The following is a 24,122-nucleotide window of genomic DNA, read 5'->3' on the forward strand; positions in this document are numbered from 1 at the left end:
TGGCTGGCGTCAGTTCGTTACATCGTTGTAAAACAGGTAGGGTGCCGATGGCGAAGGGGGCATGGTGCGGCCGAGGTTGAAGGACGTCGCCGAGTTGGCCGGGGTGTCGATCAAGACCGTGTCCAACGTGGTCAACGACTATCCCCATGTCAGTGACGAGACACGCGCCCGGGTGGAGGCGGCGATAGCCGAGCTCTCCTACCGGCCGAACCTGTCGGCGCGCAGCCTGCGCGCGGGCCGCTCCGGCGTGGTCGCGCTGGCGGTGCCCGACCTGGACAACCCCTACTTCGCCGAACTGGCCACGAACGTCATCGAGGCGGCCGACCGGCGAGGCTGGACCGTGCTCATCGACCAGACCCAGGGCGACCGGGCCAAGGAACGCGTGGTGATCTCCGGGATCCGCGACCACCTCATCGACGGGCTGCTGTTCAGCCCGCTCGCGCTCACGGCCAAGGACCTGGCCGGGCGCGACGAGGGCACGCCGATGGTGCTGCTCGGAGAGCGCATCGGGACGGGCCGCTCGCCCTACGATCACGTCGGCATCGACAACGTGGCCGCCGCGCGGGCCGCCACCCTGCACCTGGCCGAGCGTGGCAGGCGCAGGATCGCCGCCATCGGCGTGCAGCGCACGGCCGTCGCCGTGACGGGCCGCCTGCGGCTGAAGGGCTACCAGCAGGCGCTCGCCGAGGCCGGCGTCCCCGCCGATCCGTCACTGGTCGCGCCGGTCGCACGCTGGGGGCGCGCCGACGGCGCCGAGGCCATGAGCCGCCTGCTCGACTCCGGCGCGCCGGACGCGGTCTTCTGCTTCAACGACGTGCTCGCCCTGGGCGCCCTGCGGACGCTGCTCAAGCGGGGGTACGAGGTGCCGGGCGACGTGATGGTGATGGGGTTCGACGACATCGAGGACGGCCGGTTCGCCACGCCCACACTGTCGACCGTGGCGCCCGACAAGGCGCTGATCGCGCAGTCGGCGGTGGACCTGCTGGCCGAGCGGCTGAGCGGCGGGACGGACAAGGCACACGAGGTGTGCGTGCCGCATCGACTGGCATTTCGGGAGAGTACGGATTTGCCGGGAAAGGGGCATTCCCGAACGCTCAACTAGAACAGCCCTCGATATTCACCACTACACAAGCCCCAGCTCACCTCTCCAGTCAGGAACGTAAAAGTTCCCACAAGAGAGACGCCCGTGACGGTGCGGTGCCGGGGTTTCGCGGGCGCGGGGCGTTGGCGCGGATCGCGTCATAACGGCTATGTCCGCCGGAAGGGCAAAACGACATTTTCGCGGCGCAAAGCCCGGCAGGGGAGCTACTCGGCATGGCTCCGGGTGGTAAAAATCCAGGTCACAAGCCCTCTTGAGGGGCAGGTTCGGGGAGCCCGAGGTGTTGTAGCGGGAGCGGGGTCAGCATCGGTCCCCGCTGAAGCCAGAATCCTAGGAGAGCACCATGTCAATTCTGTCCCTCTTCGGTCTGACCCGTCCGCCGATCCCTAAGCCTCCTGGGCTGTCTGGGGATACGAGCGATAGTGCGGCACTCGCGCGCCGTCGCCGCCGTCACCGCCACTGAGCTCGACACCTGACCCAGAAAGACGCTCGGCTGGGAAACCCCCCGCCGGGCGTCTCGTTGTGTTCCCCGCCGCCGGCGACTGAAGAGGAGCCTCTGCTCACGCCAGGTTCTCGGCGCATGTGGTGAGGAGGGTGGCCAGTTGGCGTACGTCGCCGGGCGGAAGGGTGATGAGCATGCGGCTCTCCACCTCCATCACGATCCTTTCCGCCTGGTCCAGCATGAGCCGGCCGGAGTCGGTGAGGGTGACCGGCAGGGCCCGGCCCGCCGACGGCTGTGCGGCGACGGAGGCCAGCCCGGCCTCCTTCAGCCCGGTGAGCACGTCCCGCAATGACTGGCGAGTGACGAACGTACGACGGGCGAGCTCGGCGGCCGGCGCCCCGGGCGCGTCGGCCAGCGCTCGGAGCACCGCGTACTGGGACATGGACAAGCCCACGCTGCGCAGTTGTTCCTCGCAGGCTCTGCGGAACGCCTGCTGGACCTGCTTGACCAAGTAGCCGATGCGTTCATCGAGTTGACTCATGACAGGAACCTTACACATAATGAGGAATGTAAGGATCCTGACATGAGGAGGAACTCCATGGCCACGACCATCACCCTGAACGCGCCGGTCGCCACGCTGATCAACGTCTTCACCGTCCAGAGCAGCCGGCAGCGCGAGCTCGTCGAGCTCCTGACCACCGCCACCGAAGAGGTGATGCGGCATCGGCCGGGATTCGTCGCCGCGAACATCCACGCCAGCACCGACGGCACCAGGGTGCTCAACTACGCCCAGTGGGGGAGCGCGGCGGACTTCGAGGCCATGCTGGCCGACCCGGAGGCCCAGGTGCACATGAGGCAGGCGGCCGCGATCGCCGACCACTACGACCCGCACCTGTACACCGTCGAGTCGGTGCACCACCAGTAAGGGACGGGCGGTTGGCCTCATGTGAGGCTGGAGGCTGTGGGGTGCACAGCCTCCTGAGGGCTGCCAGGCCTACCGTGGTCGCCATGACGTATCGGGTCGCGATGGACATTGGCGGCACCTTCACGGATGTGGTCTGCTACGACGAGCGGACCGGCGCGGTAGTCGCGTCGAAGGCGCCCAGCACGCCCGGGGATCTGGCTGAGGGGGTGTTCGCCGCGCTGGGATCGGTGGTGGCCGACCTCACTGAGATCTCCTTTTTCGTACACGGCACCACACAAGGGCTGAACGCGCTGCTGGAACGCAAGGGCGCCAAGGTGCTGCTGCTGGCCGGCCAGGGAGCCGGGCACGCCTACCACATCGCGCGTGGCAACCGCACGCGCATGTTCGACCTGCGGTATCGCAAGCCGGTGCCGCTGGTGCCGCGCGAGCACATCGTGGAGGTCGGCGGCCGGCTGGACTGGCGGGGCGGTGAGCTGACCGCGCTGGACGAGCAGGCGGTACGGGGGGCCGCGCGGCGGGCGTTGGCCGAGGGCTTCGACGCGGTGGCGGTGTGCCTGCTGTTCTCCTACGCCAACCCCGAGCACGAGGTGCGCGCGGCGGAGATCCTCCGCGAGGAGCTGGGTGAACGGGTGCTGGTAGTGCTCAGCCACGAGGCGGCCCGGGAATGGCGGGAGTACGAGCGGACCTCCAGCGCGGTGCTGGAGGCCTACACCGGTCCGGCGGTGCGCCGGTATCTGGCCGGCATCGAACGACGGTTCGCCGAGCGGGGACTTGGCGTGCCGGTGCACGTCATGCAGTCTTCCGGTGGGCTGGTCAACGCTTCGCACGCGATGCGCCGGCCGTTGCAGACGCTGCTGTCTGGGCCGGTCGGTGGCACGATGGGCGGGGTGGCGCTGGCCCGGCTGCTGGGTGGTCGCCGCAATGCGATCTGCGTGGACATGGGCGGCACCTCGTTCGACGTCTCCCTGGTGATGGACGGCCGGCCCGACATCACCAGCGAGGCCTCGATCGAGGGTTTCCCGGTGCTGATGCCGCTGGTGAACCTGCACACGATCGGCGCGGGCGGCGGATCGCTGGCCTATGCCGAGGCGGGGGCGCTGCGGGTAGGCCCGCAGTCAGCCGGCGCGGTGCCCGGCCCGGCCTGCTACGGGCGCGGCGGTACCCAGCCGACGGTGACCGACGCCAACGTGGTGCTGGGGCGGGTGGATCCGGAGTGGTTCGCCGGCGGGCTGATGAGCCTGGACGTGGAGGCGGCGCACCGGGCCGTGGCCGCGCTGGCCGGGCAACTGGGGATGGAGCCGGTGCGGCTGGCCGAGGGCATCTGCCAGGTGGCCAATGCCAAGATGGCGCAGGCGATCCGGACGATCACCGTGGACCACGGGATCGAGCCGCGCGAGTTCGCGCTGCTGGCCTTCGGCGGAGCGGGCGCGATGCACGCGGTGTTCATCGCGCGGGAGCTGGGCATCGGCGAGGTGGTCGTGCCACGCTTCCCCGGCGCGTTCTCCGCCTGGGGCATGCTGGAGGCCGACGTGCGGCGGGATCTGACCGAGCCGCATTTCCGCGGCCAGGAGTCGCTGGACGGACCGGCGATGGCGACGGCGCTCGCCGCGCTGGAGGCCTCCGCGCTGGCGGAACTGGCGGCCCAGGGGGTCCCGACGGCACGGCGGCGCGTGGAGCACGCCGTGGACATGCGGTACGAAGGTCAGGACTACACCCTCACCATCCCACTGGAAGGCGCCGACGAGTCCGCGGCGCCGGACTTTCTGCCGCGCGTCGCCGCGCGGTTCGCCCAGGCGCACACCGCCCGCTACGGGCATGCCACGCCGGAGGCGCCGGTGGAGGTCGTGATGCTGCGCTCGACGGGGCTGGGCACCTTTCCCCGCCTGGCGGCCGCGTCGCCAGAGGTGGAGGAGCGGGCGGCGGTGACGCGGCAGGTCGTTTTCGACGGGGTGACGCACGGGACGCCGGTGGTACGCCGGTCGGCGCTGGCCGGCGAGCTGGCGGGCCCGGCGATCGTGGTGGAGGAGACGGCCACCACGGTCATCCCGCCAGGCTGCGTGGCTTCGGTGGACGAGTTCGGATTCCTCATCATCAAGGTGGCGCCATGATCGACCCGGTCACGACAGAGATCATTCGCTGCGCGTTGCTGCAGGCGGCCGAGGACATGAACGCGACGTTGATCCGCTCGTCGTACACGCCGGTGATCTACGAGGCCAAGGACTGCGCGGTGGCGTTGCTGGACCGCGACCACAACGTGCTGGGCCAGTCGTCGGGGTTGCCGATCTTCCTGGGCAACCTGGAGGTGTGCACGCGCGAGACGGAGGCGCTGTACGGCAGGCAGGTGTGGCAGGAAGGAGACGTGTGGGTGCTCAACGACTCCTATATCGGCGGCACCCATCTCAACGACGTCACGGTGTACGGGCCGATCTTCGTTGACGGCGCGTTGGCGGGTTTCGCGGCGTCGCGGGCGCACTGGCTGGATGTGGGGTCGAAGGATCCGGGCGGGTCGATGGACTCCACCTCCATCTTCCAGGAGGGGCTCAGGCTGGGTCCGGTGAAGATCTACGCCGGTGGCCGGCCGTGCCGTGACCTGCACGAGGTGATCGCGCGTAACACGCGTTTCCCGCACGCCACGCTGGGCGACATGCGGGCGCAGGTGGCGTGCGCGATGACCGGGCAGCGGCGGCTGGCCGAGATCGTGTTGCGCTGGGGGCTGGAGACGGTCATGGCGGCGCGGGATGAGATCTTCGTGCAGACCGAGCGGCTGGAGCGGGAGGCCATCACCGCCATTCCCGACGGCGTCTACAGCGCCGGAGGATTCCTCGACAACGACGGCATTTCGCTGGATGTGCCGCTGCCGGTGAACGTCACGGTGACCGTCGCCGGGTCGGATATGTCGGTTGATCTGAGCGACTGTGCTGATCAGGCGGAGGGGCCGGTCAACTGCGGCGCTGCGCAGGCGGTGGCGGCCGCCCGCGTGGCCTTCAAGCTGCTGGTCTCCGGCGAGGTGCCGCTGAACGGCGGCTCCTTCCGTCCGCTGCGGGTGATCACCCGGCCGGGGTCGATGCTGGCCGCCCGGTCCCCGGCCGCCTGCCAGTACTACTACTCCCATCTGGGGCTGCTGATCGATCTGGTGGTCAAGGCCCTGGCCGGGGTGCTGCCGGGCAAGGCGGCCGCCGCCTCGTACGGCGACTCGATGATCGTGCAGTTCTCCGGCACCGACCCGCGTACCGGCAAGCTGTACGTCTCCCAGGAGGCCACCGTCGGTGGGTGGGGTGCCTGGGACGGTGGCGACGGCGAGAGCGCGCTGATCAACAGCGTCAACGGCGACCTGCGTGACATGCCGATCGAGGTGCTGGAGACGCTCTTCCCGGTGCGGGTGCACCGGTATGAGCTCCGCCCCGGCTCCGGCGGCGCCGGTCGCTGGCGTGGCGGCGACGGGGTGGTGCGCGAGTACGAGTTCCTCGGCCCGACCTCGCTGTCGTTGTGGTTCGAACGCTCGGTCACTCCGGCGTGGGGGCTGGCCGGTGGCCACGCGGGTGTGCCGCCACGGGTGACGTTGAACCCGGGTACGGCGGGCGAGCGGGAGGTACTGAAGGTCAACGCCCTGCCGGTGCGGGCCGGTGACGTGCTGCGGTGCGAGTCCGGGGGTGGCGGCGGGTACGGCATGCCTGGTTGAGTCCGGTCTCCGGGGCGCGGGACGGCCGCTTGATCAGGCGTGGGCGGCTCAGTGCCGCGCACCATAGGACCGCCCCCTTCCTGTTCGGCTGTGCACCGCGCATCGACGCGCGGTGCTGCCTGTGCACCACGCACTGGCCGTCAGTGTATGAGCAGATCAGAGGGTGTTTTCGCGGCAGTCCGCATCGCCTCGCCTACGGCAAGGGCGCCGGAAGCCGCGCGGGCCCGGGGTATCGACCGAGCCCGGCGGTAGGGGATGCAGGGTTCGCGCTTGCGTGAGCATTCACTGCTGCGGAAACACCCGAAATCCGGGATTGATGCGCACCGGGTTTTCGGGTTCTGGATACGTAGCGTCACGGTCCCTCAGCAGCCTCACCATCTGGCCATGAGTGTGTGTGGCTGGTGAGAAGATCGGGGGTGCTCCGAATGGCAAACGCAGTACTCGCGAGATTACCGGAACCGCTGCACGCGCTTGCGCTGAAGCACCGTGAACTGCTGAAGTTCGCGGTGGTGGGTGGAACAACGTTCTTAGTGGACAACACGGTGTTCTATGGGCTGAAGCTGACCATTTTGGAACCGAAGCCGGTGACCGCGAAGGTCATCGCGGTGCTCGTGGCGACGATCGTGTCCTACGTGTTGAATCGCGAATGGTCGTTCCGGACCAGGGGCGGCCGCGAGCGCCGTCACGAGGCGGCGCTGTTCTTCCTGGTCAGTGGCGTCGGTCTGGTGCTCAGCTCCGCGCCGCTATGGATCTCCCGGTACGCATTCCGCCTGGAGATCCCGGACGTGAGCCTGGTGGCCCAGGAGATCGCCGATTTCGTGAGCGCGCAGATCATCGGCACGCTGATCGCCATGGTCTTCCGCTTCTGGGCGCTCCGGAAGTGGGTCTTTCCCGATGAGAAGGCCCAGTCCGGCCGTGTGCGGCTGGCTCCCACTCCCGATCCCGCGGACGAGGCGGCTTGATGGCAGCGAATCCGCCCACTCTGGCTTGCTGACGCCTCCGGCCGTTCGCCAAGCGCCTCGCCCTGTCCTGCCGTATCCGGAGCGTACGGATCTACGGCATGTCCCACTCCACGGCTCGCAAAAGTCCCGTAAGTCCGACATCGCGGAACGTTATCAAAGCTCATGATCAGCCGCGCGGGCCCGGGGTATCGACCGAGCCCGGCGGTAGGGGAGGCGGCTATTGGTATGCGCTGGCTTGGAGGGTGTAGAGGTCGGCGTACAGGCCGTCCAAGGACATGAGGGTGGCGTGGTTGCCCTGCTCTGTCACCTTGCCGTGCTCCAGGACGTAGATGCGGTCGGCGTAGCGGACGCTGGCCAGCCGGTGGGTGATCAGCAGGACCGTGCGTCCGTCGGAGTGGCCGCGGATGCGTTCGAACAGGGCGTGTTCGGCGCGGGCGTCGAGGGCGGCCGTGGGTTCGTCGCAGATGAGCAGGGCCGCGTCGCGGTGGAAGCCACGGGCGACCGCGATGCGCTGCCACTGGCCGCCCGACAGCTCGTGGCCGTCCTTGAAGCGCCGGTCGAGCAGGGTGCGGTAGCCGAGCGGGAGGTCGGCGACGACCTCGTCGGCACCGGCCACCTCGGCGGCCGAGTGCAGGGCGGCATCGCCTTTGTCGGTGCCCATGGTGATGTTGTAGCGGGCGGTGAGCGGCCAGCGGGTGTGGTCCTGCGCGATGACCGCGGTGCGCAGGCGGAGGTCATCGGGGCTGACCTCTTTGAGGTTGGTCTCGTCCCAGGAGACGGTGCCGCTGTCGGGCTCGTACAGGCCGGCCAGGATCTTGGCGAGGGTGGTCTTGCCCGAGCCGTTCTCGCCGACGAAGGCGACGATCTCCCCGCGTTTGATCTCGATGGACACGTCGCAGAGGGCGGGCTCGTCGGCGCCCGGGTAGGTGAAGGTCACGGCGTCGGCGATGATGCGTTGGAAGGCTTCGGGGGCCGTGAGCGGGCGGGGGCCGGGGAGGCGGCGTTCGGCGTCGGCACAGAACTCCAGGAAGTCGGTGAAGTAGAGGCCCTGCTCGTAGAGGCGGTTGGTGGCGTACATCAGGTTGCTCAGGGACTGCTGGGCGGATCTGATCGCCAGGACGGCGGTGCCCGCCACGGCGAGCGGGATCGCGGCGATGGCCAGCAGGATGCCGAGCGCGACATAGACCAGGCCGGTGCCCAGGCCGCCGAAGGACTCGCCCACGAGCCGCGCCACCGTCTCCCGTCTTGCCAGCCGCAGCAGGACGTCCTGCTCGGCCTTGGCCACCGCGTCGTACATGCGCAGCAGGAAGCCGCGCATCGTGAACGAGCGGACCTCCGCGGCGGACTCGCGATCGGCCAGCAGCTCGGCGATGATCCACTTACGGCGGCGGGCCGGGATGAGCGCGTGCATCGTCATGTAGCGCATCCGCGCGCTACGGATCGCGGCCCAGGCGTCGGGCAGCACGGCCAGCAGGAGCAGCGGCAGCAGCACCGGGTGGAGTACGCCGAGGACGCCGGCCACGGCCGTGATGCCGACCGCGGCGGTCACCACGTCGATGGCCGAGGTCACCACCGAGTCGGCCACCGCCACGCCCCGCATGTTGGCGCGTTCGAGGGAGTCGTGGAAGTCGGGGTCGTCGTAGGCGACCAGGTCGACGCGGCTGGTCAGGCCGTAGAGCCGCTCCTCGGTGAGCCGGGAGATCTGGGGGGTGAGGCGGGATTGCGCCCAGCCGGCGCCTGCCTGCATGGCGGTGCGCAGCGCGGCGGCGGTGGCGACCAGGGCGAGGCTGGGCAGCGCGGCCGTCACGCGGTCGGGTGTGGGCCCCTGGCTGAACAGGGCGGCGAGCACGCCGGTGGTGGCCAGCAGCCCGAACGCGGTGAACACCCCGCCGAGCAGGTTGAGCGAGATGGTGGCCAGGGCGTCGCGCGGGCTGGCTCCCCACGCCATGCGCATCGCCTGGCGCACGAGCGAGGGCAGTCGGCGGGCGATGGTCAGGAAGCTGACCTCCGCCATCTTGTCGGTGTGGGCATGCCAGTCGGCGACGGAGATCTCGCCGAGTTCGAGAGGCTCATCAGACATACGCACAGTGTGCGCTCGGACACTGACAGTTTCCGTGCGCGAGGCGGCCTGGGGGAATCGGCGCAGTAGCAGGACTCCTAGTGGGGTGGTGGTTCCTCCGCCGGCGGCGACGGCTGCGGGCCGTGCCGACCACGAAGGCGAACATCAGCGACGAGGTGACGGTGACGATCACGCCGCGGACCCAGACCGTGTCGTTCACCATCCCGGGGTCGTCGCGCAGCAGGTAGGCGGCCACGAGGGTGAGCACGCTGAGGACGAAATAGCAGCCGACGAGGACCTTCATGCCGCGGAACGCCGTCAGGCTGCGCGGATGGTTCAGGTCCTCATCGGCTGTCGCGCGCGAAGGCGGGGAGTTCGTGGGATGGCGCATGCCTTCAGCGTCGCAACGCCCCGCCCGCCCGCGCATCGGCCGTTCTCATGACTCGACGGCTGAACCGCCCGATCAGCCGGACGGCTGAGCCGATCCACCGATCGGCTGAGGGCTGCCCGTCTCCGCCTCGGTGAAGACGTAGACGTAGGGGTGGTGCGGCCGTACCGATCCGTCGGCGGCGGCTCGGGCCAGGGCGAGCGCGCCATCGGCCGAGGTCCCTCGCGGTGGCCTGAAGCGAGCGTCGGGGAGCAGGGTCCGGACCGTGTTCTGGAAGGGCTCCATCAGCAGGTCCGCGGCGTCGAAGAGGCGGCCGCCCCAGGAGAAGACCGGTTCGAGTCCGGACGCGGCGGCCACCGCGGTCTGGCCGAGCTGCCGGCCGGCCTCGGTCCAGATCTGCCGGGCCACCGGGTCCCCGTCGCGTGCCGCCTCGCCGACGTACGGCGCGAACGAGGCGAAGTGGTGGGCCGCCGACCCCGAGGCGTAGACCAGCGCCACCAGCTCCGAGGGGTGCCCGAAGCGGGCCGTCAGGTGCTTGAGAAGAGCGGCCGATCCGCCGACCCGGCCGTCATGCGCGCGCAGCGCCGCGTGCAGGCCCCGCATTCCGATCCAGGCGCCGCCGCCGTGGTCGCCGAGCAGGTATCCCCACCCGTCGGACTGGTTCCAGACGCCGGCCAGGTCGGTGCCGAGGGTGATGACGCCCGTGCCCGCGGCGACGACGACTCCGGGCTGGAAGCCGAGCGCGCCGACGTGCGTGGTCACCATGTCGCCGGTGACCACGAGCGCGCCCAGGCCGAACCGATCGCGCAGCGCGTGCCAGAGCGTGCTCGGGTCCCGGACCAGGCCGGGCAGCCCGGTCGTGCCGATCGCCATGCCGGCGAACCGGTCGATCTCCAGGTCGCGTACGGCCTCCTCGATGACCCGGGTGATCCGTATCGCGAGCCGATCGAGGTCGACCCTGCCCTCCTCACGCGGTACCGGAGACGCGTCGTCCCCGGCCGCGCTCGACCCGCCGGCCTCGATCCGTACCCTGATCCCGCCACCGCCGACGTCGACGCCCGCGAAGCTCATCTAGCGCCCGCCCAGTGCGGCGACGGCCGCCCGGACGCCCGGGTGCTGTTCCAGCGCGGTCCGCGCCTGTTCGGGGGAGCAGCCGGTGAGCAGCCGTACGAGAGCCTGCGGGATGTTCCCGCCCGCGTCGGTCAGGACCGCGCGGCAGCTCGCCTCGTCCTCGCCTGTCGCCTCGACGAGCAGCCGCACCGCGCGCTCGCCGAGCTTGCCGTTGGTGGCGACCAGCCCGACCATGAGGTTCCCGTACGTCCGGCCGGCCTTGATCATGAGAGCCGTCGAGAACGAGTTGAGGATCACCTTCGTCGCCGTGCCCGCCTTGAGCCGGGTGGAGCCGGTCAGCGCCTCCGGCCCGGTGGCGGCGACGACGGTGATCTCGGCCAGCTCGCGGAGCGGGGCGTCCGGGTCGCAGGTGACCAGCACCGTGAGAGCGCCGGCGGACCGGGCCACGCGGAGCGCGCCGGCCACGTACGGAGTCGACCCGGACGCCGTGATCCCGATCGCCACGCTGGTCTCGTCGAGGATCGCGGCGTCGGCGGCGCCCAGCGCCTCGGAGTCCTCGCGATCGACGGACGAGTCGGCGACGGCGGCGGGCCCACCGGCGAAGTGGGCGGTGAACAGCTCACGCGCCACCCCGAAGGTCGGGGTGATCTCGGTGGCGTCCAGCACCGCCAGCCGCCCCGACGCGCCGGCGCCGAAGTAGTGCACCGTTCCGCCCCGGCTCAGGCGGAGATGTGCTTCGTCCACCGCCCGGGCGAGCGGGTCGATGGCCGCGCCGACGGCCTCGACCGCCCGGGCGTCCTCCTCCTGGAGCAGCCGGAGCACCTCACGGGACTCCAGGGTGTCGATGTCGGCGGTGCGTGGATTCCGGCGCTCGGTCGGCGGTACCACCTGGGGCATCGTTCTCCTCATCGATCGTTTTCTGAAGTCTGGGCCGCGTAGGCGGTGAACAGCCGGCGTGACTCGGTGGCGAGGTCGCCCAGGTCCGCCGGCGCGGGCGCCGGCCCTTCCCGCAGGAAGGTCTCGGCCCGTTCACGGAGCTGTTCCTGGAGATCCGCCTCGGGGGCGGCGCCGGGCGTGGCGAGCGCGCGGTCGAGGCCGCGCGCCCACAACTCCCAGCGATCGCGGTAGTAGCCGCCGACGAGCCCGCTCCAATGGCGTCCCGCGTAGTCGTCGAGCAGGGGACTGTCCGTGGAGCCCCACACCGTGATGATGCGGCGGGCGTTGTCCAGCAGGACGTCTCGGTCGGCCGGGTCGGCGGCCCACGACAGGGCCTTGGACTCCCAGTGCTGGAAGGTGTACTCGGGCCGGGTGGCCAGCATCCGGTCGAGGTCTTCGAAGACGCGCAGGAACCGGGCGATCTCCGGCAGGTCAGGCGTACCGCGCGACACCGACTGCTCCACGGCGTCGAGGTAGTAGCGGTCGGCGACCCTGGCCATGAACGCGATCCCCACCTCGGCGAGATCGTGCCCCAGCGGGCCGTCCGCCAGGTCGCGGTCGTGCTCGGCCACCTCGATCAGCCGTTCCCAGGCCTCCGCCAGCACGGCCGGCTCGTACCAGAGGGCCTGGGTGACGTCGGCGCGTGCCCGCTCCATCCCCGTGTAGGAGGGCTTGGCGGTGAGGATGCCGTTGAACTGCGCGGGGTAGATCCGCCGGCCTCGGGGGTCGTAGACGGAGTTCAGGAGCCCGTGCCAGGCGGTCCGCAGTGCGGCCGTGCCCCTGCCATAGCGCTGGGTCACGAAGGCGTCGAGCCAGGCGTCGAGGTCGGTGACCTGGTTCCAGATCTGGTCGGCCACCAGCTCGAAGAAGACGGGGTTGTTGCGGGTGGCCTCCATCGACAGGCCGAGGCCGGCGGGCGGGTTCGGCGCCGCCAGGGCGGTGTCGACCGAGGCCGGGACTCCGCGCAGGTCGGCGACCGGATCGGTGCGGCCGCCGAAGTTGAGCAGCGCGCACCAGAGCCAGGGCTTGCCGGCGAACTGCTCGAAGCGCTGCCACAGCGGGTCGTACTCCGCCCACAGGTCCGCGATGAGCATCCGGTCATCCGGAATCGCGTCGAGAAAGGCGGTGACGCGGTCGTCGGTCCAGAAGTCCCGCTGGTAGGAGAACGGCCAGGCCTGCATGACCCAGACCGCGTCCGGATCGGCGGCCCGCAGACCGGCCAGCGTCGCCGCCGCCACGGCTCCGGGGAAGGCCGGGTCGGCGTCGACCGGGATCATCTCGATGAACGGATCGGCGGCGTACCGGTGATCGGTGCCGAAGAACTTGATCTGCGTACGGGTGATCTCGGCGCTCAGCCGCTCGTAGAGCGGGTCGGCCGGGTCGAGGACCCAGGTCTCGAAGCCCTGCCAGTCGCGGCGGCTCGCTCGCGCCGACCCGGCGATCTCGGGCGGGACGTGCCCGGTGAAGGCCGGAAGGATGGGCGTCATGCCGAAGGCGCGCTCGCGGTCGAGGACGCGCGCCCCGAGCTCGCGATGGCGCTCGATCCAGGACGCGGAGAGCGGACCGGCGAAGCCGTCCAGGCAGCCCATGAACTGGAACGGCAGGTAGCCTGGGCCGCCCAGAAAGCCGCGGATGGTCTGGTCGTCGAGATCGAGCAGGGAGTAGGCGGCGTGCAGCACGGCCTCGTGGCCGGTGATGGCGAGCGGCATGGTGATGCCGTGCAGGGCCATCCAGTCGATCTCGCGCTCCCAGTCGGCCCAGTCCCAGTAGGGCATCGTGTAACTGAACGTGCAGAAATTGAAGTAGTAGCCGTCCTGGACCCGGGCCGCGCCCCGCCGGGGCGGGCTGTCCGTAAGGGACGTCAGCCTCAGCGGCAGCACGGTGTCCCAGCCCACGGACAGACCGCAGCGTTCCCGCAGATAGTGATGGAGAGCGACGGACGCGCTCACACCATCCGTCGCGGCGACGGTGAGCGCGCCGTCCCTCGCCTCGTACTCGTAGCCGCGCCCCGCGCCGTCGCGCGTGACGAACCGGATCGACTCGGCCACCGGTCCGAGAACACGATGAGCCAGGCCGCGGACGGTGTCCGCCCACGGTGGTGCCTGCTCGGGATCACCGGATGACATCGCAGGTCACGCCCCTCGACGAATTAGTTCCGTACGGTCCATAATTATTATGCTACCGTACCGGCAAGTCGACACCAGGGGAGAGTCATGGAGCAGGTGGTCGCGGTTGGCACGCAGTTCATGCGGGAGGTCAACGCCGGCGCCATCCTGCGGCGGCTGCGGACCGAGACCAGCATGAGCGTGTCCGCGCTGGCCAAGGCGGTAGGGCTGTCGCGGCAGGCGGTCACGCGCTCGCTCAACGCGCTGGTCGCGGAGGGTCTCGTCGAGTTCGGCTCGCTTGATCGCGACTCCAGCAGGGCGGGACGGCCCGCGCAGCTCGTACGGTTCCGGGCGGAGGCCGGCTACGTGCTCGGCCTCTCGATCAGCCCGCAGGACCTGCGGATGGCGGTGTCGGACCTCGCCGGTACGGTCATCGCGACCGACGCGGTGCAGCTCGGCGGCGGTTCGAGCGGCGAGCAGGTGGTTTCGAGCGGCGAGCAGGTGGTGGAGACACTCCTGTCCACGGTGGCGCGCACGCTCGACTCGGCGGGCATCACGACCGGCGACCTCTGGTTCGCCTCGGTGGGCACCCCCGGCATCGTCGACCCGGCGACCGGGATCATCAGGCTCATCCCGAGCATGCCCGGCCTGACCGGCGACATCCTCGCGCGCCGGATGAAGGACGCACTCGGCTGCCCGATCTACCTGGACAACGACGTCAAGCTGGCCACCCAGGGCGAGCGCTGGCGAGGCGCGGAGCGGCGCGAGGACTCACTGGTGATGGTCCACTGGGGCGAACGCGTCGGCGCCGGGATCGTGCTGAACGGCGAGCTCTATCGAGGCGCCTCCAACGACGCCGGCGACGTCGGCTTCCTGGACCTGTTCGCGGCCACCCCGCCCGAGCCCCGCCATCCGCACGGCCTCGGCCCGTTCGAGGACTGGGTGGGCGGCGAGGAGATCGTCCGCCTGGCCAGGGTGGCGGCCGAACGCGACGGCGACGACGCCTTCCGGGCCCGGATCGAGGCCGCGGGGGAGCGGGCGTTCGACGCCGTGCTGGACGCCGTCGTCGACGGCACACCGTCCGCCCTGGACGTGATCGACGTGGTCGCCCGCCGCTTCGCCAAAGGCGTCGCGGCGATCCGGGCGATCCTCGATCCACGGCTCGTGGTCATCGGCGGGCCCCTGGCCAGATGCGGCGAGACGCTGCTCGCCGCGGTCCGGCGGCACCTGTCCGAACAGCCTCTGGACCAACCGGCCCTGGAGGTCTCGACGCTCCAGGACGACGCCGTCGTCCATGGGGCCCTGCGCCACTCGCTGGACGAGCTCGAGCGCACCAGGTTCGACCTGGTGCGCAGCGGCCGTCAGGAGACTCGTTGAAGACCCCCCGGATATCGGCGACGCGGATATCAGAGATAGGCGAAAGGTCATGCACATGACAACACCAGGTCGGTGGCAGGCGCTCGTGGCGCTCGGCACCGCGGCGACACTCACCCTGACGGCCTGCGCGGGCACCGGCGGCACGACCGCTCCGGCCACCGCGAAGAAGGTCGACGTATCGACGACCGTCCCCAGCGACCCGGTCACGCTGACCCTGGCCTACAGCAATGATCCGCCCACCAAGACGCTGGTGGACGCCTTCACCAAGCTCCATCCGAACGTCACCATCAAGCCGCAGATGACGCCGTTCAACGACTACGTCAAGTCGATCAAGCTGTCGATGTCGTCCGACTCGGCGCCGGACATCGCGCAGTACAACCCCGGCGCGATGAACTCCCTGGTGCCGGCCGGGCTGATCCTGGACCTGGGCCCGTGGTCCAAGGCGTACGGCTGGGACGGCAAGTTCCCGCCGGCCAGCCTGGAGGTGCTCAGCTCGGACAAGGCGGCCAAGCGGTTCGGGACCGGCGGCCTGTACGCCGCGCCCGGCGCGCTGTCGGTGGTGGGCGTCTACTACAACAAGGAGATCCTCTCCAAGGCGGGTGTCAAGGACGTGCCGAAGACGCTCGGCGAGTTCGAGGCCGCGCTGGCGAAGGTGAAGGGCGCCGGGCAGACCCCGCTGAGCCTCGGCGCGCTCCAGGTGGGCGGGTTCCACCTGTGGAACGCGCTGCTCAACGTCACCGGTGACGTGAAGGCCTACCGGTCCTGGGTGTACGGCGAGCCGGGCGGGACGATCGAGAACCCGGGCGCGCAGAAGGCCACCAAGATGCTGATGGACTGGGCGGACAAGGGATACTTCCCCGAGTCGGCGAACGCCACGGCCGACGCCGACGCGCTGGCGAACTTCTCCAAGGGCAAGAGCGCGTTCCTGGTGACCGGCAACTGGGCAGCCACGACGCTGGAGACCGAAATGAAGGAGAACGTCGGCTTCTTCCTCATGCCCTCGGAGTCGACCACGCCGTTGAACGTCGCCTCGGGGGCGAGCGTGGCGTACGCCATCTCGGCCAAGTCGAAGTACCCGAACGTCGCCGCGGCGTTCCTGGACTTCCTGAGCTCGCCGGAGGCGGCGAAGATCGAGTTCGACGGCGGGTTCATGCCGGTCGACACCAAGGCCGAGCTGGGCGCGACGGGCCTGCGCGGCGACATCGCCAAGGCCTTCACGCCGGTGGCGCAGAACAACGGGATCGTCCCGTTCCCCGACTACGCCTCCCCCGGCATGATCGACAAGCTGACCCCTGGTGTCCAGGGCCTCATCAGCAAGAAGATGACCGCTGACGACTTCCTGCGCTCCTTGCAGGAGTCGTGGGACGGACACCATGGCTCGTGATCTGACCACGTCCATCTCCCCGCCGCGGGCCACCTCGGCCCGCGGCGGGGAGCGGGCGGCCGGCAGCAGGCGCGTCCGCCGCCCCCACTGGCGCGGCGGACGGGCCCGCGGCTGGCTCTACGTGTTTCCCGCGCTCGCCGTGTATCTGGGTTTCGCCATCTGGCCGGCGCTGAACACGTTGCGCCTGTCCTTCCTGAACTGGGACGGCATCCTGCCGGCGACCTCGGCGGGCCTGGACAACTACATCAAGATTTTTCGGGATTCGGCGCTGTACGAGGCCATTCTGCATAGCCTCGTGCTGATCGTCTTCTTTTCGTTCATCCCCATCTGCGTCGGGCTGTTCATGACGGCCCTGCTGATGGGCAAGGTGCGGCGCGGGATGACGTTCTTCCGGATCGTCTTCTTCCTTCCCCAGGTGCTGCCGCTGGTGGCCGTCGGCATCACCTGGCGCTGGCTCTACAGCGACACCGGCGTCGTCAACCAGCTCCTGGACCTGGTGGGGCTGGGCGGGATCACCCGGGCCTGGCTGGGCGACTACCAACTGGCGCTGGTCGCGCTCGGGTTCATCGGGACCTGGGCGATGAGCGGGCTGTGCATGATGCTCTTCCTGGCCGGCGCGCAGAAGATCGACCCGTCTCTGTACGAAGCGGCGACGCTCGACGGCGCGAACTCGTGGCGGCAGTTCCTCCACGTCACCCTGCCCGGGGTGCGCAAGGAGATCACGATCGCCGGCGTCATCACCACGATCGCCGCGCTGGCCAGCTTCGACCTCGTCTTCACCACGACGAACGGCGGCCCGGCGGGTCAGACCAACGTGCCCGCCCTGCTGGTCTACCGGCTGGCCTTCAACGAGGGCGACATCGGCGGCGCGAGCGCGCTGGCGGTCGTGCTGACCGTGCTGGTGATCGCCGTGGTCAGCGCCATCCGATACTTCACCAGGGATGAGAGTTGAGCATGCGCGGCGGGGTCAGCATCCGGTATGGCGTACTTGTCCTGTTGGCGGTCATGGTACTGCTGCCGTTCGCCGGCATCATCCTGGCCGCCCTGCATCCGCCGGGCGCGCAGCTCAACGGGCTGAGCATCCCTGAGCACTGGTCGTGGCAGACCCTGGCGCTGGCCTGGGAGCGCGGCAACTTCACCGCCCTCATGCGGTCGAGCGTGCTGATCTCGGTGTGCGTGGTGCCGCTCGCGCTGGTGCTGGCCACGCTGGCCGGATACGGGCTGACGGTCCTGAAGGTCTGGGGCCACAAGACGGTGACGGCCGGCTTCGTGCTGGGACTCACGCTGCCGATCGAGCTCATCGTCGTGGCGCTCTACTTCAACCTGCGTGAGGTCGGCCTCACCAACTCCTACCTCGGCATCATCCTCGCCGAGGTGGCGCTGTTCATGCCGTTCGGCGTGTACTGGATGCGCTCGCACTTCTCCAACATCCCCGACGAGCTCGTCGAGGCGGCGCGCATCGACGGCGCCCGGGACATCGTCGTGCTGGCGCGGGTGCTGCTGCCGATCTCGTGGCCGGCGATCACCACCCTGTCGGTCCTGTACTTCATGTGGTCGTGGAACCAGTTCCTGCTGGTGCTGGTCATGATGCAGGACCCGGAGCGGCGCACCGCCCCGGGCGGTCTGGGACTCTTCGTCGGCCAGTACTCGACCGACATCCCGTTGCTGTCGGCGGCCGGCCTGATCGTCATCACCCCGATCGTGGTCGTCTACCTCATCTTCCAGCGCAGCTTCGTCAACGGCATCACCCAGGGCGCGATCAAGGGCTAGATCAGACCCGCGCGGCGGCGGGGTGCGTGGTCGGTGTGGCGGAAGCCGGGCGCCGGCCGGGCAGGAAGGCCGCGAAGGCGAGAGCGACGAGCGCGGCGCCCGCGCCGATGGCCATGACCAGGCGGAAGCCGTTCTGGGACGGGAGGGTGACCGAGCCGAGCGTGATGGTCATCTGGGCCAGGACCACGCCGGAGACCGCGCTGGAGATCGAGGTGCCGATGGCCCGCATCAGCGTGTTGAGGCTGTTGGCGGCGGCCGTCTCCGACACGGGCACGGCCGCCATGACGAGCGCGGGCATGGCGCCGTACGCGAGTCCGATCCCGGCCCCGATCACCGCGGAGACGAGCACCAGGTGCCAGATGGCGGACATCAGCGCGATGCTCAGGCCATAGCCGGCGGCGACCACGAGCGCACCGCACATCAAGGTCACCTTGGGGCCCCTGGCCTTCGAGATCCGCGCGGACAGCGGGGCCATGGCCATCATCACCAGGCCGGAGGGGCCCATCACCAGGCCCACGGTCAGCATCGACTCTCCCAGCCCGTAGCCGGTGGCCTTCGGGATCTGCAGGAGTTGCGGGAGCACCAGGGACATCGCGAACATCGCGAAGCCGAACACGGCGGAGGCGAGGTTGGTGAGCAGCACCTGACGGCGCGCGGTGGTGCGCAGGTCCACCAGCGGCTGCCTGTTCCGGAGCTCCCACCAGCCCCACAGCGCCAGCGCGACGACCGCCGCGCCGAACAGGCCGATGGTCAGGGCGCTGGTCCAGCCCCAGCCGGCGCCCTGGGAGATCGCCAGCAGCAGGCACACCAGCGCGATCGACAGTCCCGCCGCGCCCACCAGGTCGAAGCGGCCTCCGGTACGCACGCTGGACTCCGGCACGAGAGTCAGCACGAGCACGGTGGCGAGGGCGCCGAGGGCCGCCGCCGTCCAGAACAGCACGTGCCAGTCGGTGCGTTCGGCCAGGAAGGCGGCCGCGGGCAGGCCGAGCGCGCCGCCCACGCCCAGCGAGGCGCTCATCAGCGCGGTCGCCGAGCCGAGGCGCTCGGCGGGTAGTTCGTCGCGCATGATGCTGATGCCGAGCGGAATGACACCGGCGGCCAGGCCCTGCAGCGTCCGTCCGACGACCATGGGCGTCAACGTGCCGGCGAGAGCGCAGACGACCGAGCCGGTCACCAGCAGGACCAGGCTGATCAGCAGCATGCGTCGCTTGCCGTACATGTCGCCCAGCCGTCCCACCGTCGGCGTCGCGACGGCGCCGGCGAGCAGCGTGGCGGTGATCGCCCAGGTTGTGTCAGCGGCCGGGGCGCTCAAGAGCCTCGGGAGCTGGGGGATCAGCGGGATCACCAGGGTCTGCATCAGCGAGACCACGATCCCGGCGAGGGCGAGCACCACCACGACGGTGTTCGCCTGCGGCGGGCCGGATGCCCGGGCGTGAGCGGGGACAGCGGGCATGGGTGAAGCCTCCGTCAGAAGAGTTGGGGACGACTCGACAGGACTTAAATCAGTCGCTTGACTTAATCTAACAGTACGGGTTTACTGACCACGAACTGACCGTCGGTTCGGAGGAGGTCGTGGTGAGCCAAGGTGACGGCGAGCAAGTCCTGATCTACCCGATTCCCAGTGACGCGGCGCTGGAGCCGCCGGCGGAATGGGCGCGGCTCCAGCAGAAGTGCCCCGTGGCGCGGGTGACGCTGCCCAGCGGCGACGAGGCGTCGCTGGTGACGCGCTACGAGGACGTCAAGCGGGTGCTGTCCGACCCGCGGTTCACCCGGCCGACGCACATGGACGACGCGGCCCGGATCTCCGACAGCGAGTCGGGTGGCGTCTTCAACAGCGAGATGGCGACGGCGATACCGCAGTCCGGTGAGGCGCACCAGCGCTGGCGGCGGATGATCAGCAAGTGGTTCACCGTCAAGCGCATGGCCGCGCTGCGGCCGGGGATGGAGGCGATGGCCGAGCGGCTCATCGACGACATGCTCGAGCGGGGTCAGCCGGCGGATCTCAAGGCGAGCCTGGGCTTCCCGCTGCCGGTGTGGGTGATCTGCGATCTGCTCGGGGTGCCGGACTCGGACCGCGACCAGTTCGCGTACTGGTCTGACACGCTGCTCAACTTGACCCGCTACACGCAGGCGCAGATCGACACGGCGCAGGCCGAGTTCGTCCAGTACATGGCCGCCCACATCATCGCCAAGCGCGCCGAACCGGGCGAGGACCTGCTCAGCGAGCTCATCACGAACACCGACGCCGACGGCGGGCGGCTGTCCGACGCGACCCTGGTGGCCACCGGCATGGGTCTGCTGGTCGCCGGGCACGAGACCACGGCGAACATGATCGGCAAGATGGTGGCGATGCTGCTGGCCGACCGGAGCCGCTGGGAGCGAGTGCTGGCGGACCGGTCGCTCGTGCGCACGGCGGTGGAAGAGGCGCTGCGGTTCGACGCCAACGCGGGGTTCGGCATGCCGCGCTACCTCGGTGAGGACATGGAGGTCGCCGGGACCGTGCTGCCGGGCGGGACGACCGTGGTGTGCAGCATGGCCGCGGCCAACCGCGACGAGAACGCGTTCGAGGGCGCCGACGACATGGACCTCGGCCGCAGCCCGAACCTCCACCTGGCCTTCGGCGCCGGGGCGCACTCGTGTCTGGGACAGGCGCTGGCCCGCACCGAGTTGCAGGCGGTGCTCGAGGTGCTGCTGCGCCGGCTCCCCTCCCTGGAACTCGCCGTCCCGGTGGCGGACCTGCGGCGGGTCGAAGGACTCGCCGTCGGCGGGTTGAGCGAAGTCCCGGTGCGGTGGTGAGCGTGGCCGGCCGGACCGTCCGGGCCGATCGGGCCGGCGCGACCCGGGAGTCGATCCTGACGGCGGCGGAGCGGCTGTTCGCCGAGCACGGGGTGATGGCGGTGTCCAACCGTCAGGTCAGCGAGGCCGCGGGGCAGGGGAACAACACCGCGGTCGGCTATCACTTCGGCACGAAGACCGATCTCGTCCGCGCCATCGTGCGCAAACACGCCGAGCGGATCGAGCGGGTGCGTACGCGGATGCTGGCCGAGATCGGCGACAGCTCGGACGTACGGGACTGGGTGGCCTGCCTGGTACGCCCGAGCGCCGAGCACCTGGCCGCCCTGGGCAACCCCACCTGGTTCGCCCGGTTCGGCGCCCAGGTGATGACCGACCCCGCCTTCCGCGAGATCATGATCGAGGAGGCTCTCAGCTCGCGCGCGCTGCTCCAGATCCTCGACGGGCTCAACCGGTGCCTGCCCGAGCTGCCGGTCGCCGTGCGGGTCGAGCGCCATGACATGGCCCGTCAGCTCATGGTGCACGTGTGCGCCGAGCGCGAGCGCGCCCTGGCCGAGGGCACCCCCACACCCCGATCGAGCTGGCACGACGCCGCGACCGGGTTGATCGACGCCATCGTCGGGCTGTGGCTGGCACCGGTCACGCCGTGAAGAGGAGGAAGTCTCGATGAAGGTCAACCGCGCACTCACGCCGGGCGAGACCGCGTGAACGCTCCCTCCAGCGTCCTGGTGGTCGGCGCCTCCGCCGCCGGGCTGGCCACCGCGGAGGCGTTGCGGCGCAAGGGGTACCAGGGCGGCCTGACCGTCCTCGGTGCCGAGCCGCACCTGCCCTACGATCGGCCACCGCTGTCCAAACAGGTCCTCTCCGGCGCCTGGGACCCCGAACGGGTTCAGCTACGGCCGCAGACGGCTCTGTCCACCTTGGACGCCGAGTTCATCCTCGCCGACCCGGCCGTCGGCCTGGACGCGGCCGGACGCACCGTCCACACCGCGTCCGGGCGTGCCCTGCGGGCCGACGCCGTCGTGGTGGCCACCGGACTGCGGCCCCGGACGTTCGCCGGGCAGGCGGAGCTGGCCGGGGTCCACGTGCTGCGTACGCTCGACGACGCGGTGGCGCTGCGGGCGGATCTGCTGGCCTCCTCGCGGCTCGTGGTCGTGGGGGAGGGCGTGCTCGGCGCCGAGATCGCCGCCACGGCGCACGGCATGGGCCTTGAGGTCACGATGGCCGGTCCCCGGCCGGCCCCACTGGCCGGCCAGATCGGGCCTTCGGTCGCGGGGATGCTCGCCGACCTGCACACCGAGCGCGGGGTCCGCCTGCGCCTCGGCGCCGGGGTCAGCGGGCTGACCGGCCACCAGGGGCGGGTCACGGGTGTGCGCCTGGACACCGGCGAAGTGCTGCCCGCCGACGTGGTCGTAGTGGCGATCGGGGCCGACCCGGCGACCGAATGGCTCACCGGCAGCGGCCTGCGGCTGGACAACGGGCTGGTGTGCGACTCCCGCTGCCGCGCCGCCGAGGGAATCTACGCGGTCGGCGACGTGGCCCGGTGGCACCACGACAAACTCGGCGCGCTGCTGCGGCTGGAGAACCGGACCAACGCCTCCGAACAGGCCGGCATCGTCGCGGCGAACGTCCTCGGCGATGACCAGCCCTACTGTCCCGTGCCCTACTTCTGGACCGACCAGTTCGACGCCAAGATCCAGGTACATGGAGTGCTGCCCGTCGACGCCGAGGTGACCGTGGTGGACGGCGACCAGGCGGCCCGCCGCTTCGTCGCGCTCTACCGCCGCGACGGCAGAGTCACCGGCGTACTGGGCTGGAACATGCCCAAACAGACCCGCCTGCGCCGGCAGGACGTCGTCGACGCGCTCTCCGACCTCGTACCGGCTCCCTGACTTTGGAGGAATTCATGACAAGTACCTTGAATCCGGCTGAGATTCCGGAGTATCCGATGGCCAGGGCGAAGGGTTGCCCCTTCGATCCGCCGCCGGCTCTGCAGGCCAAGCAGGCGGAGGGCCCGCTCTCCAAGGTCCGCCTGTGGGACGGCAGCACCCCGTGGGTGGTGACCCGTTATGCCGAGCAGCGGGCACTGCTGGCCGACCCGCGGGTCAGCTCCGACATCACCCGGCCCGGTTACCCGAGCCCGGCCCCTCTCAACGGCTCGTCGCCCATCAGCTTCATCCTGATGGACGATCCCGAGCATGCGCGGCTGCGGCGGATGGTGACGGCGCCGTTCACCATCAAGCGGGTGGAGGCGATGCGGCCGGCCGTACAGAAGATCGTGGACGACCTGATCGACGATCTGCTGGCCGGCCCGAAGCCGGTCGACCTGGTGACGGCGTTCGCCTTGCCGGTGCCCTCGCTGGTGATCTGCGAGCTGCTCGGTGTGCCGTACGCCGACCACGACTTCTTCCAGGAGAACAGCAAGACCATCATCAACCGGGAGGCGAGCACCGAGCAGCGGGCGGCCGCCCTCGGCCATCTGGGCGGCTACCTGCACAACCTGCTGGACGAGAAGCTCGCCAACCCCGGTGACGACCTGCTGTCCGGGCTGACCGAGCGGATCAAGACCGGGGAGCTGTCCCAGCGGGACGCGGCCGGGATCGGGGTGCTGCTGCTGATCGCCGGGCACGAGACCACCGCGAACATGATCGCGCTTGGCACGCTCGCCCTGCTGGAGAACCCCGGCCAACTGGCCCTCCTGCGTGACACCGAGGATCCGAAGCTGGTCTCCTCGGCGGTCGAGGAGCTGCTGCGCTACCTGCACATCACGCACAACGGGCGGCGCCGGCTGGCGCTGGAGGACATCGAGCTCGACGGGCAGATCATCCGCGCCGGCGACGGGCTGATCATGGCCAACGACATCGGCAACCGCGACCCCGACGCCTTCCCCGACCCCGACCGGCTGGACATCCAGCGCGATGCCCGCCACCACGTGGCGTTCGGCTTCGGCGTCCACCAGTGCCTGGGCCAGCCGCTGGCCCGGATGGAACTGCAGGTCGTCTACAGCACGCTCTACAAGCGCATCCCCACCCTGCGACTGGCCGCGGATCTGGAAGAGATCCCGTTCAAGCACGACGGGTCCGTGTACGGGGTCTACTCGCTCCCCGTGACCTGGTGACTTTCCCCCCACTA

At 70.1% G+C, this 24,122-nt stretch carries 20 protein-coding genes; 13 read left to right on the forward strand and 7 right to left on the reverse strand.

Annotation, left to right across the window (positions count from 1 at the left end; translation table 11 throughout):
* Positions 1–61: 61 nt before the first annotated feature.
* Entirely contained in the window at positions 62–1,102 is a 1,041-nt protein-coding gene (locus tag KLK06_RS33120; RefSeq protein WP_214638924.1) for a LacI family DNA-binding transcriptional regulator, read from the forward strand.
* A 557-nt stretch (positions 1,103–1,659) separates the two neighbouring features.
* Here KLK06_RS33120 and KLK06_RS33125 read toward each other — a convergent pair.
* A complete protein-coding gene (locus KLK06_RS33125; RefSeq protein WP_214638923.1) occupies positions 1,660–2,082 on the reverse strand; it encodes a MarR family winged helix-turn-helix transcriptional regulator in 423 nt (140 codons plus the stop codon).
* Positions 2,083–2,124: 42 nt separating this feature from the next.
* Here KLK06_RS33125 and KLK06_RS33130 point away from each other — a divergent pair, with 42 nt between their 5' ends.
* The 4 genes from KLK06_RS33130 (at position 2,125) to KLK06_RS33145 (ending at position 7,107) form a co-directional block, all read left to right on the forward strand.
* Complete coding sequence (locus tag KLK06_RS33130) at positions 2,125–2,466, forward strand: antibiotic biosynthesis monooxygenase (RefSeq protein ID WP_250906181.1); 342 nt, start codon at positions 2,125–2,127, stop codon at positions 2,464–2,466.
* Positions 2,467–2,549: 83 nt separating this feature from the next.
* Complete coding sequence (locus KLK06_RS33135; RefSeq protein ID WP_214638922.1) at positions 2,550–4,574, forward strand: hydantoinase/oxoprolinase family protein; 2,025 nt, start codon at positions 2,550–2,552, stop codon at positions 4,572–4,574.
* Positions 4,571–6,145 (forward strand): hydantoinase B/oxoprolinase family protein, encoded by a 1,575-nt coding sequence (locus tag KLK06_RS33140; protein WP_214638921.1) that lies wholly within the window; start codon positions 4,571–4,573, stop codon positions 6,143–6,145. Before KLK06_RS33135 ends, KLK06_RS33140 begins: the two co-directional genes overlap by 4 nt.
* A gap of 425 nt (positions 6,146–6,570) precedes the next feature.
* Positions 6,571–7,107 carry a GtrA family protein gene (locus tag KLK06_RS33145; RefSeq protein ID WP_250906254.1) on the forward strand — a complete coding sequence of 179 codons (537 nt, stop codon included), beginning with the start codon at positions 6,571–6,573 and terminating at the stop codon, positions 7,105–7,107.
* A gap of 217 nt (positions 7,108–7,324) precedes the next feature.
* Here KLK06_RS33145 and KLK06_RS33150 read toward each other — a convergent pair whose 3' ends face one another.
* The 5 genes from KLK06_RS33150 to KLK06_RS33170 form a co-directional block, all read right to left on the reverse strand.
* Entirely contained in the window at positions 7,325–9,187 is a 1,863-nt protein-coding gene (locus KLK06_RS33150; protein ID WP_214638920.1) for an ABC transporter ATP-binding protein, read from the reverse strand.
* The gene (locus tag KLK06_RS33155; RefSeq protein ID WP_214638919.1) at positions 9,180–9,557 is read right to left on the reverse strand and encodes a hypothetical protein; all 378 of its coding nucleotides are present in this window, start codon (positions 9,555–9,557) and stop codon (positions 9,180–9,182) included. The genes KLK06_RS33150 and KLK06_RS33155 overlap by 8 nt, the downstream gene beginning before the upstream one ends.
* 72 nt (positions 9,558–9,629) lie before the next feature.
* Complete coding sequence (locus KLK06_RS33160) at positions 9,630–10,625, reverse strand: N-acetylglucosamine kinase (RefSeq protein WP_214638918.1); 996 nt, start codon at positions 10,623–10,625, stop codon at positions 9,630–9,632.
* Entirely contained in the window at positions 10,626–11,522 is an 897-nt protein-coding gene (locus tag KLK06_RS33165) for an N-acetylmuramic acid 6-phosphate etherase (protein ID WP_214638917.1), read from the reverse strand.
* An 8-nt stretch (positions 11,523–11,530) separates the two neighbouring features.
* Positions 11,531–13,687 carry an alpha-N-acetylglucosaminidase gene (locus KLK06_RS33170; RefSeq protein WP_214638916.1) on the reverse strand — a complete coding sequence of 719 codons (2,157 nt, stop codon included), beginning with the start codon at positions 13,685–13,687 and terminating at the stop codon, positions 11,531–11,533.
* Positions 13,688–13,774: 87 nt separating this feature from the next.
* Between KLK06_RS33170 and KLK06_RS33175 the strand changes: the two genes are divergently transcribed.
* The 4 genes from KLK06_RS33175 to KLK06_RS33190 are packed head-to-tail and all read left to right on the forward strand — an operon-like array spanning position 13,775 to position 18,197.
* On the forward strand, positions 13,775–15,043 hold the full coding sequence (locus tag KLK06_RS33175) for an ROK family transcriptional regulator (RefSeq protein ID WP_214638915.1): 1,269 nt from the start codon (positions 13,775–13,777) through the stop codon (positions 15,041–15,043).
* A 55-nt stretch (positions 15,044–15,098) separates the two neighbouring features.
* The gene (locus KLK06_RS33180; protein ID WP_214639546.1) at positions 15,099–16,427 is read left to right on the forward strand and encodes an ABC transporter substrate-binding protein; all 1,329 of its coding nucleotides are present in this window, start codon (positions 15,099–15,101) and stop codon (positions 16,425–16,427) included.
* Complete coding sequence (locus KLK06_RS33185) at positions 16,417–17,379, forward strand: carbohydrate ABC transporter permease (protein ID WP_214638914.1); 963 nt, start codon at positions 16,417–16,419, stop codon at positions 17,377–17,379. The genes KLK06_RS33180 and KLK06_RS33185 overlap by 11 nt, the downstream gene beginning before the upstream one ends.
* A 53-nt stretch (positions 17,380–17,432) precedes the next feature.
* A complete protein-coding gene (locus KLK06_RS33190; RefSeq protein WP_374197161.1) occupies positions 17,433–18,197 on the forward strand; it encodes a carbohydrate ABC transporter permease in 765 nt (254 codons plus the stop codon).
* 1 nt (position 18,198) lies between these two features.
* Here the strand turns inward: KLK06_RS33190 and KLK06_RS33195 are convergent, their stop codons facing one another.
* Positions 18,199–19,650, reverse strand: a complete 1,452-nt coding sequence (locus KLK06_RS33195) for an MFS transporter (protein ID WP_214638913.1) — start codon at positions 19,648–19,650, stop codon at positions 18,199–18,201.
* A gap of 122 nt (positions 19,651–19,772) precedes the next feature.
* Here KLK06_RS33195 and KLK06_RS33200 point away from each other — a divergent pair, with 122 nt between their 5' ends.
* The 4 genes from KLK06_RS33200 to KLK06_RS33215 are packed head-to-tail and all read left to right on the forward strand — an operon-like array spanning position 19,773 to position 24,108.
* The gene (locus tag KLK06_RS33200; protein ID WP_374197157.1) at positions 19,773–20,993 is read left to right on the forward strand and encodes a cytochrome P450; all 1,221 of its coding nucleotides are present in this window, start codon (positions 19,773–19,775) and stop codon (positions 20,991–20,993) included.
* A 2-nt stretch (positions 20,994–20,995) separates the two neighbouring features.
* On the forward strand, positions 20,996–21,640 hold the full coding sequence (locus KLK06_RS33205; RefSeq protein ID WP_214639022.1) for a TetR/AcrR family transcriptional regulator: 645 nt from the start codon (positions 20,996–20,998) through the stop codon (positions 21,638–21,640).
* A 54-nt stretch (positions 21,641–21,694) separates the two neighbouring features.
* Positions 21,695–22,882 (forward strand): NAD(P)/FAD-dependent oxidoreductase, encoded by a 1,188-nt coding sequence (locus KLK06_RS33210; RefSeq protein ID WP_214638911.1) that lies wholly within the window; start codon positions 21,695–21,697, stop codon positions 22,880–22,882.
* Between the two features lie 14 nt (positions 22,883–22,896).
* Positions 22,897–24,108 carry a cytochrome P450 gene (locus tag KLK06_RS33215; RefSeq protein WP_214638910.1) on the forward strand — a complete coding sequence of 404 codons (1,212 nt, stop codon included), beginning with the start codon at positions 22,897–22,899 and terminating at the stop codon, positions 24,106–24,108.
* The last annotated feature ends 14 nt before the right edge of the window (positions 24,109–24,122 follow it).

Source organism: Nonomuraea sp. NEAU-A123 (assembly GCF_018603905.1).
Lineage (GTDB): Bacteria > Actinomycetota > Actinomycetes > Streptosporangiales > Streptosporangiaceae > Nonomuraea.

What these genes read in the sequence shown, in the direction of transcription:
- KLK06_RS33130 (WP_250906181.1), top strand. Translation starts at nt 2,125, where the DNA reads ATGAGGAGGAACTCCATGGCCACGACCATCACCCTGAACGCGCCGGTC.
- KLK06_RS33165 (WP_214638917.1), bottom strand. Translation starts at nt 11,522, where the DNA reads ATGCCCCAGGTGGTACCGCCGACCGAGCGCCGGAATCCACGCACCGCC.
- KLK06_RS33175 (WP_214638915.1), top strand. Translation starts at nt 13,775, where the DNA reads ATGGAGCAGGTGGTCGCGGTTGGCACGCAGTTCATGCGGGAGGTCAAC.
- KLK06_RS33125 (WP_214638923.1), bottom strand. Translation starts at nt 2,082, where the DNA reads ATGAGTCAACTCGATGAACGCATCGGCTACTTGGTCAAGCAGGTCCAG.
- KLK06_RS33135 (WP_214638922.1), top strand. Translation starts at nt 2,550, where the DNA reads ATGACGTATCGGGTCGCGATGGACATTGGCGGCACCTTCACGGATGTG.
- KLK06_RS33185 (WP_214638914.1), top strand. Translation starts at nt 16,417, where the DNA reads ATGGCTCGTGATCTGACCACGTCCATCTCCCCGCCGCGGGCCACCTCG.
- KLK06_RS33140 (WP_214638921.1), top strand. Translation starts at nt 4,571, where the DNA reads ATGATCGACCCGGTCACGACAGAGATCATTCGCTGCGCGTTGCTGCAG.
- KLK06_RS33215 (WP_214638910.1), top strand. Translation starts at nt 22,897, where the DNA reads ATGACAAGTACCTTGAATCCGGCTGAGATTCCGGAGTATCCGATGGCC.
- KLK06_RS33195 (WP_214638913.1), bottom strand. Translation starts at nt 19,650, where the DNA reads ATGCCCGCTGTCCCCGCTCACGCCCGGGCATCCGGCCCGCCGCAGGCG.
- KLK06_RS33120 (WP_214638924.1), top strand. Translation starts at nt 62, where the DNA reads ATGGTGCGGCCGAGGTTGAAGGACGTCGCCGAGTTGGCCGGGGTGTCG.
- KLK06_RS33170 (WP_214638916.1), bottom strand. Translation starts at nt 13,687, where the DNA reads ATGTCATCCGGTGATCCCGAGCAGGCACCACCGTGGGCGGACACCGTC.
- KLK06_RS33180 (WP_214639546.1), top strand. Translation starts at nt 15,099, where the DNA reads ATGACAACACCAGGTCGGTGGCAGGCGCTCGTGGCGCTCGGCACCGCG.
- KLK06_RS33160 (WP_214638918.1), bottom strand. Translation starts at nt 10,625, where the DNA reads ATGAGCTTCGCGGGCGTCGACGTCGGCGGTGGCGGGATCAGGGTACGG.
- KLK06_RS33155 (WP_214638919.1), bottom strand. Translation starts at nt 9,557, where the DNA reads ATGCGCCATCCCACGAACTCCCCGCCTTCGCGCGCGACAGCCGATGAG.
- KLK06_RS33145 (WP_250906254.1), top strand. Translation starts at nt 6,571, where the DNA reads ATGGCAAACGCAGTACTCGCGAGATTACCGGAACCGCTGCACGCGCTT.
- KLK06_RS33190 (WP_374197161.1), top strand. Translation starts at nt 17,433, where the DNA reads ATGGTACTGCTGCCGTTCGCCGGCATCATCCTGGCCGCCCTGCATCCG.
- KLK06_RS33150 (WP_214638920.1), bottom strand. Translation starts at nt 9,187, where the DNA reads ATGTCTGATGAGCCTCTCGAACTCGGCGAGATCTCCGTCGCCGACTGG.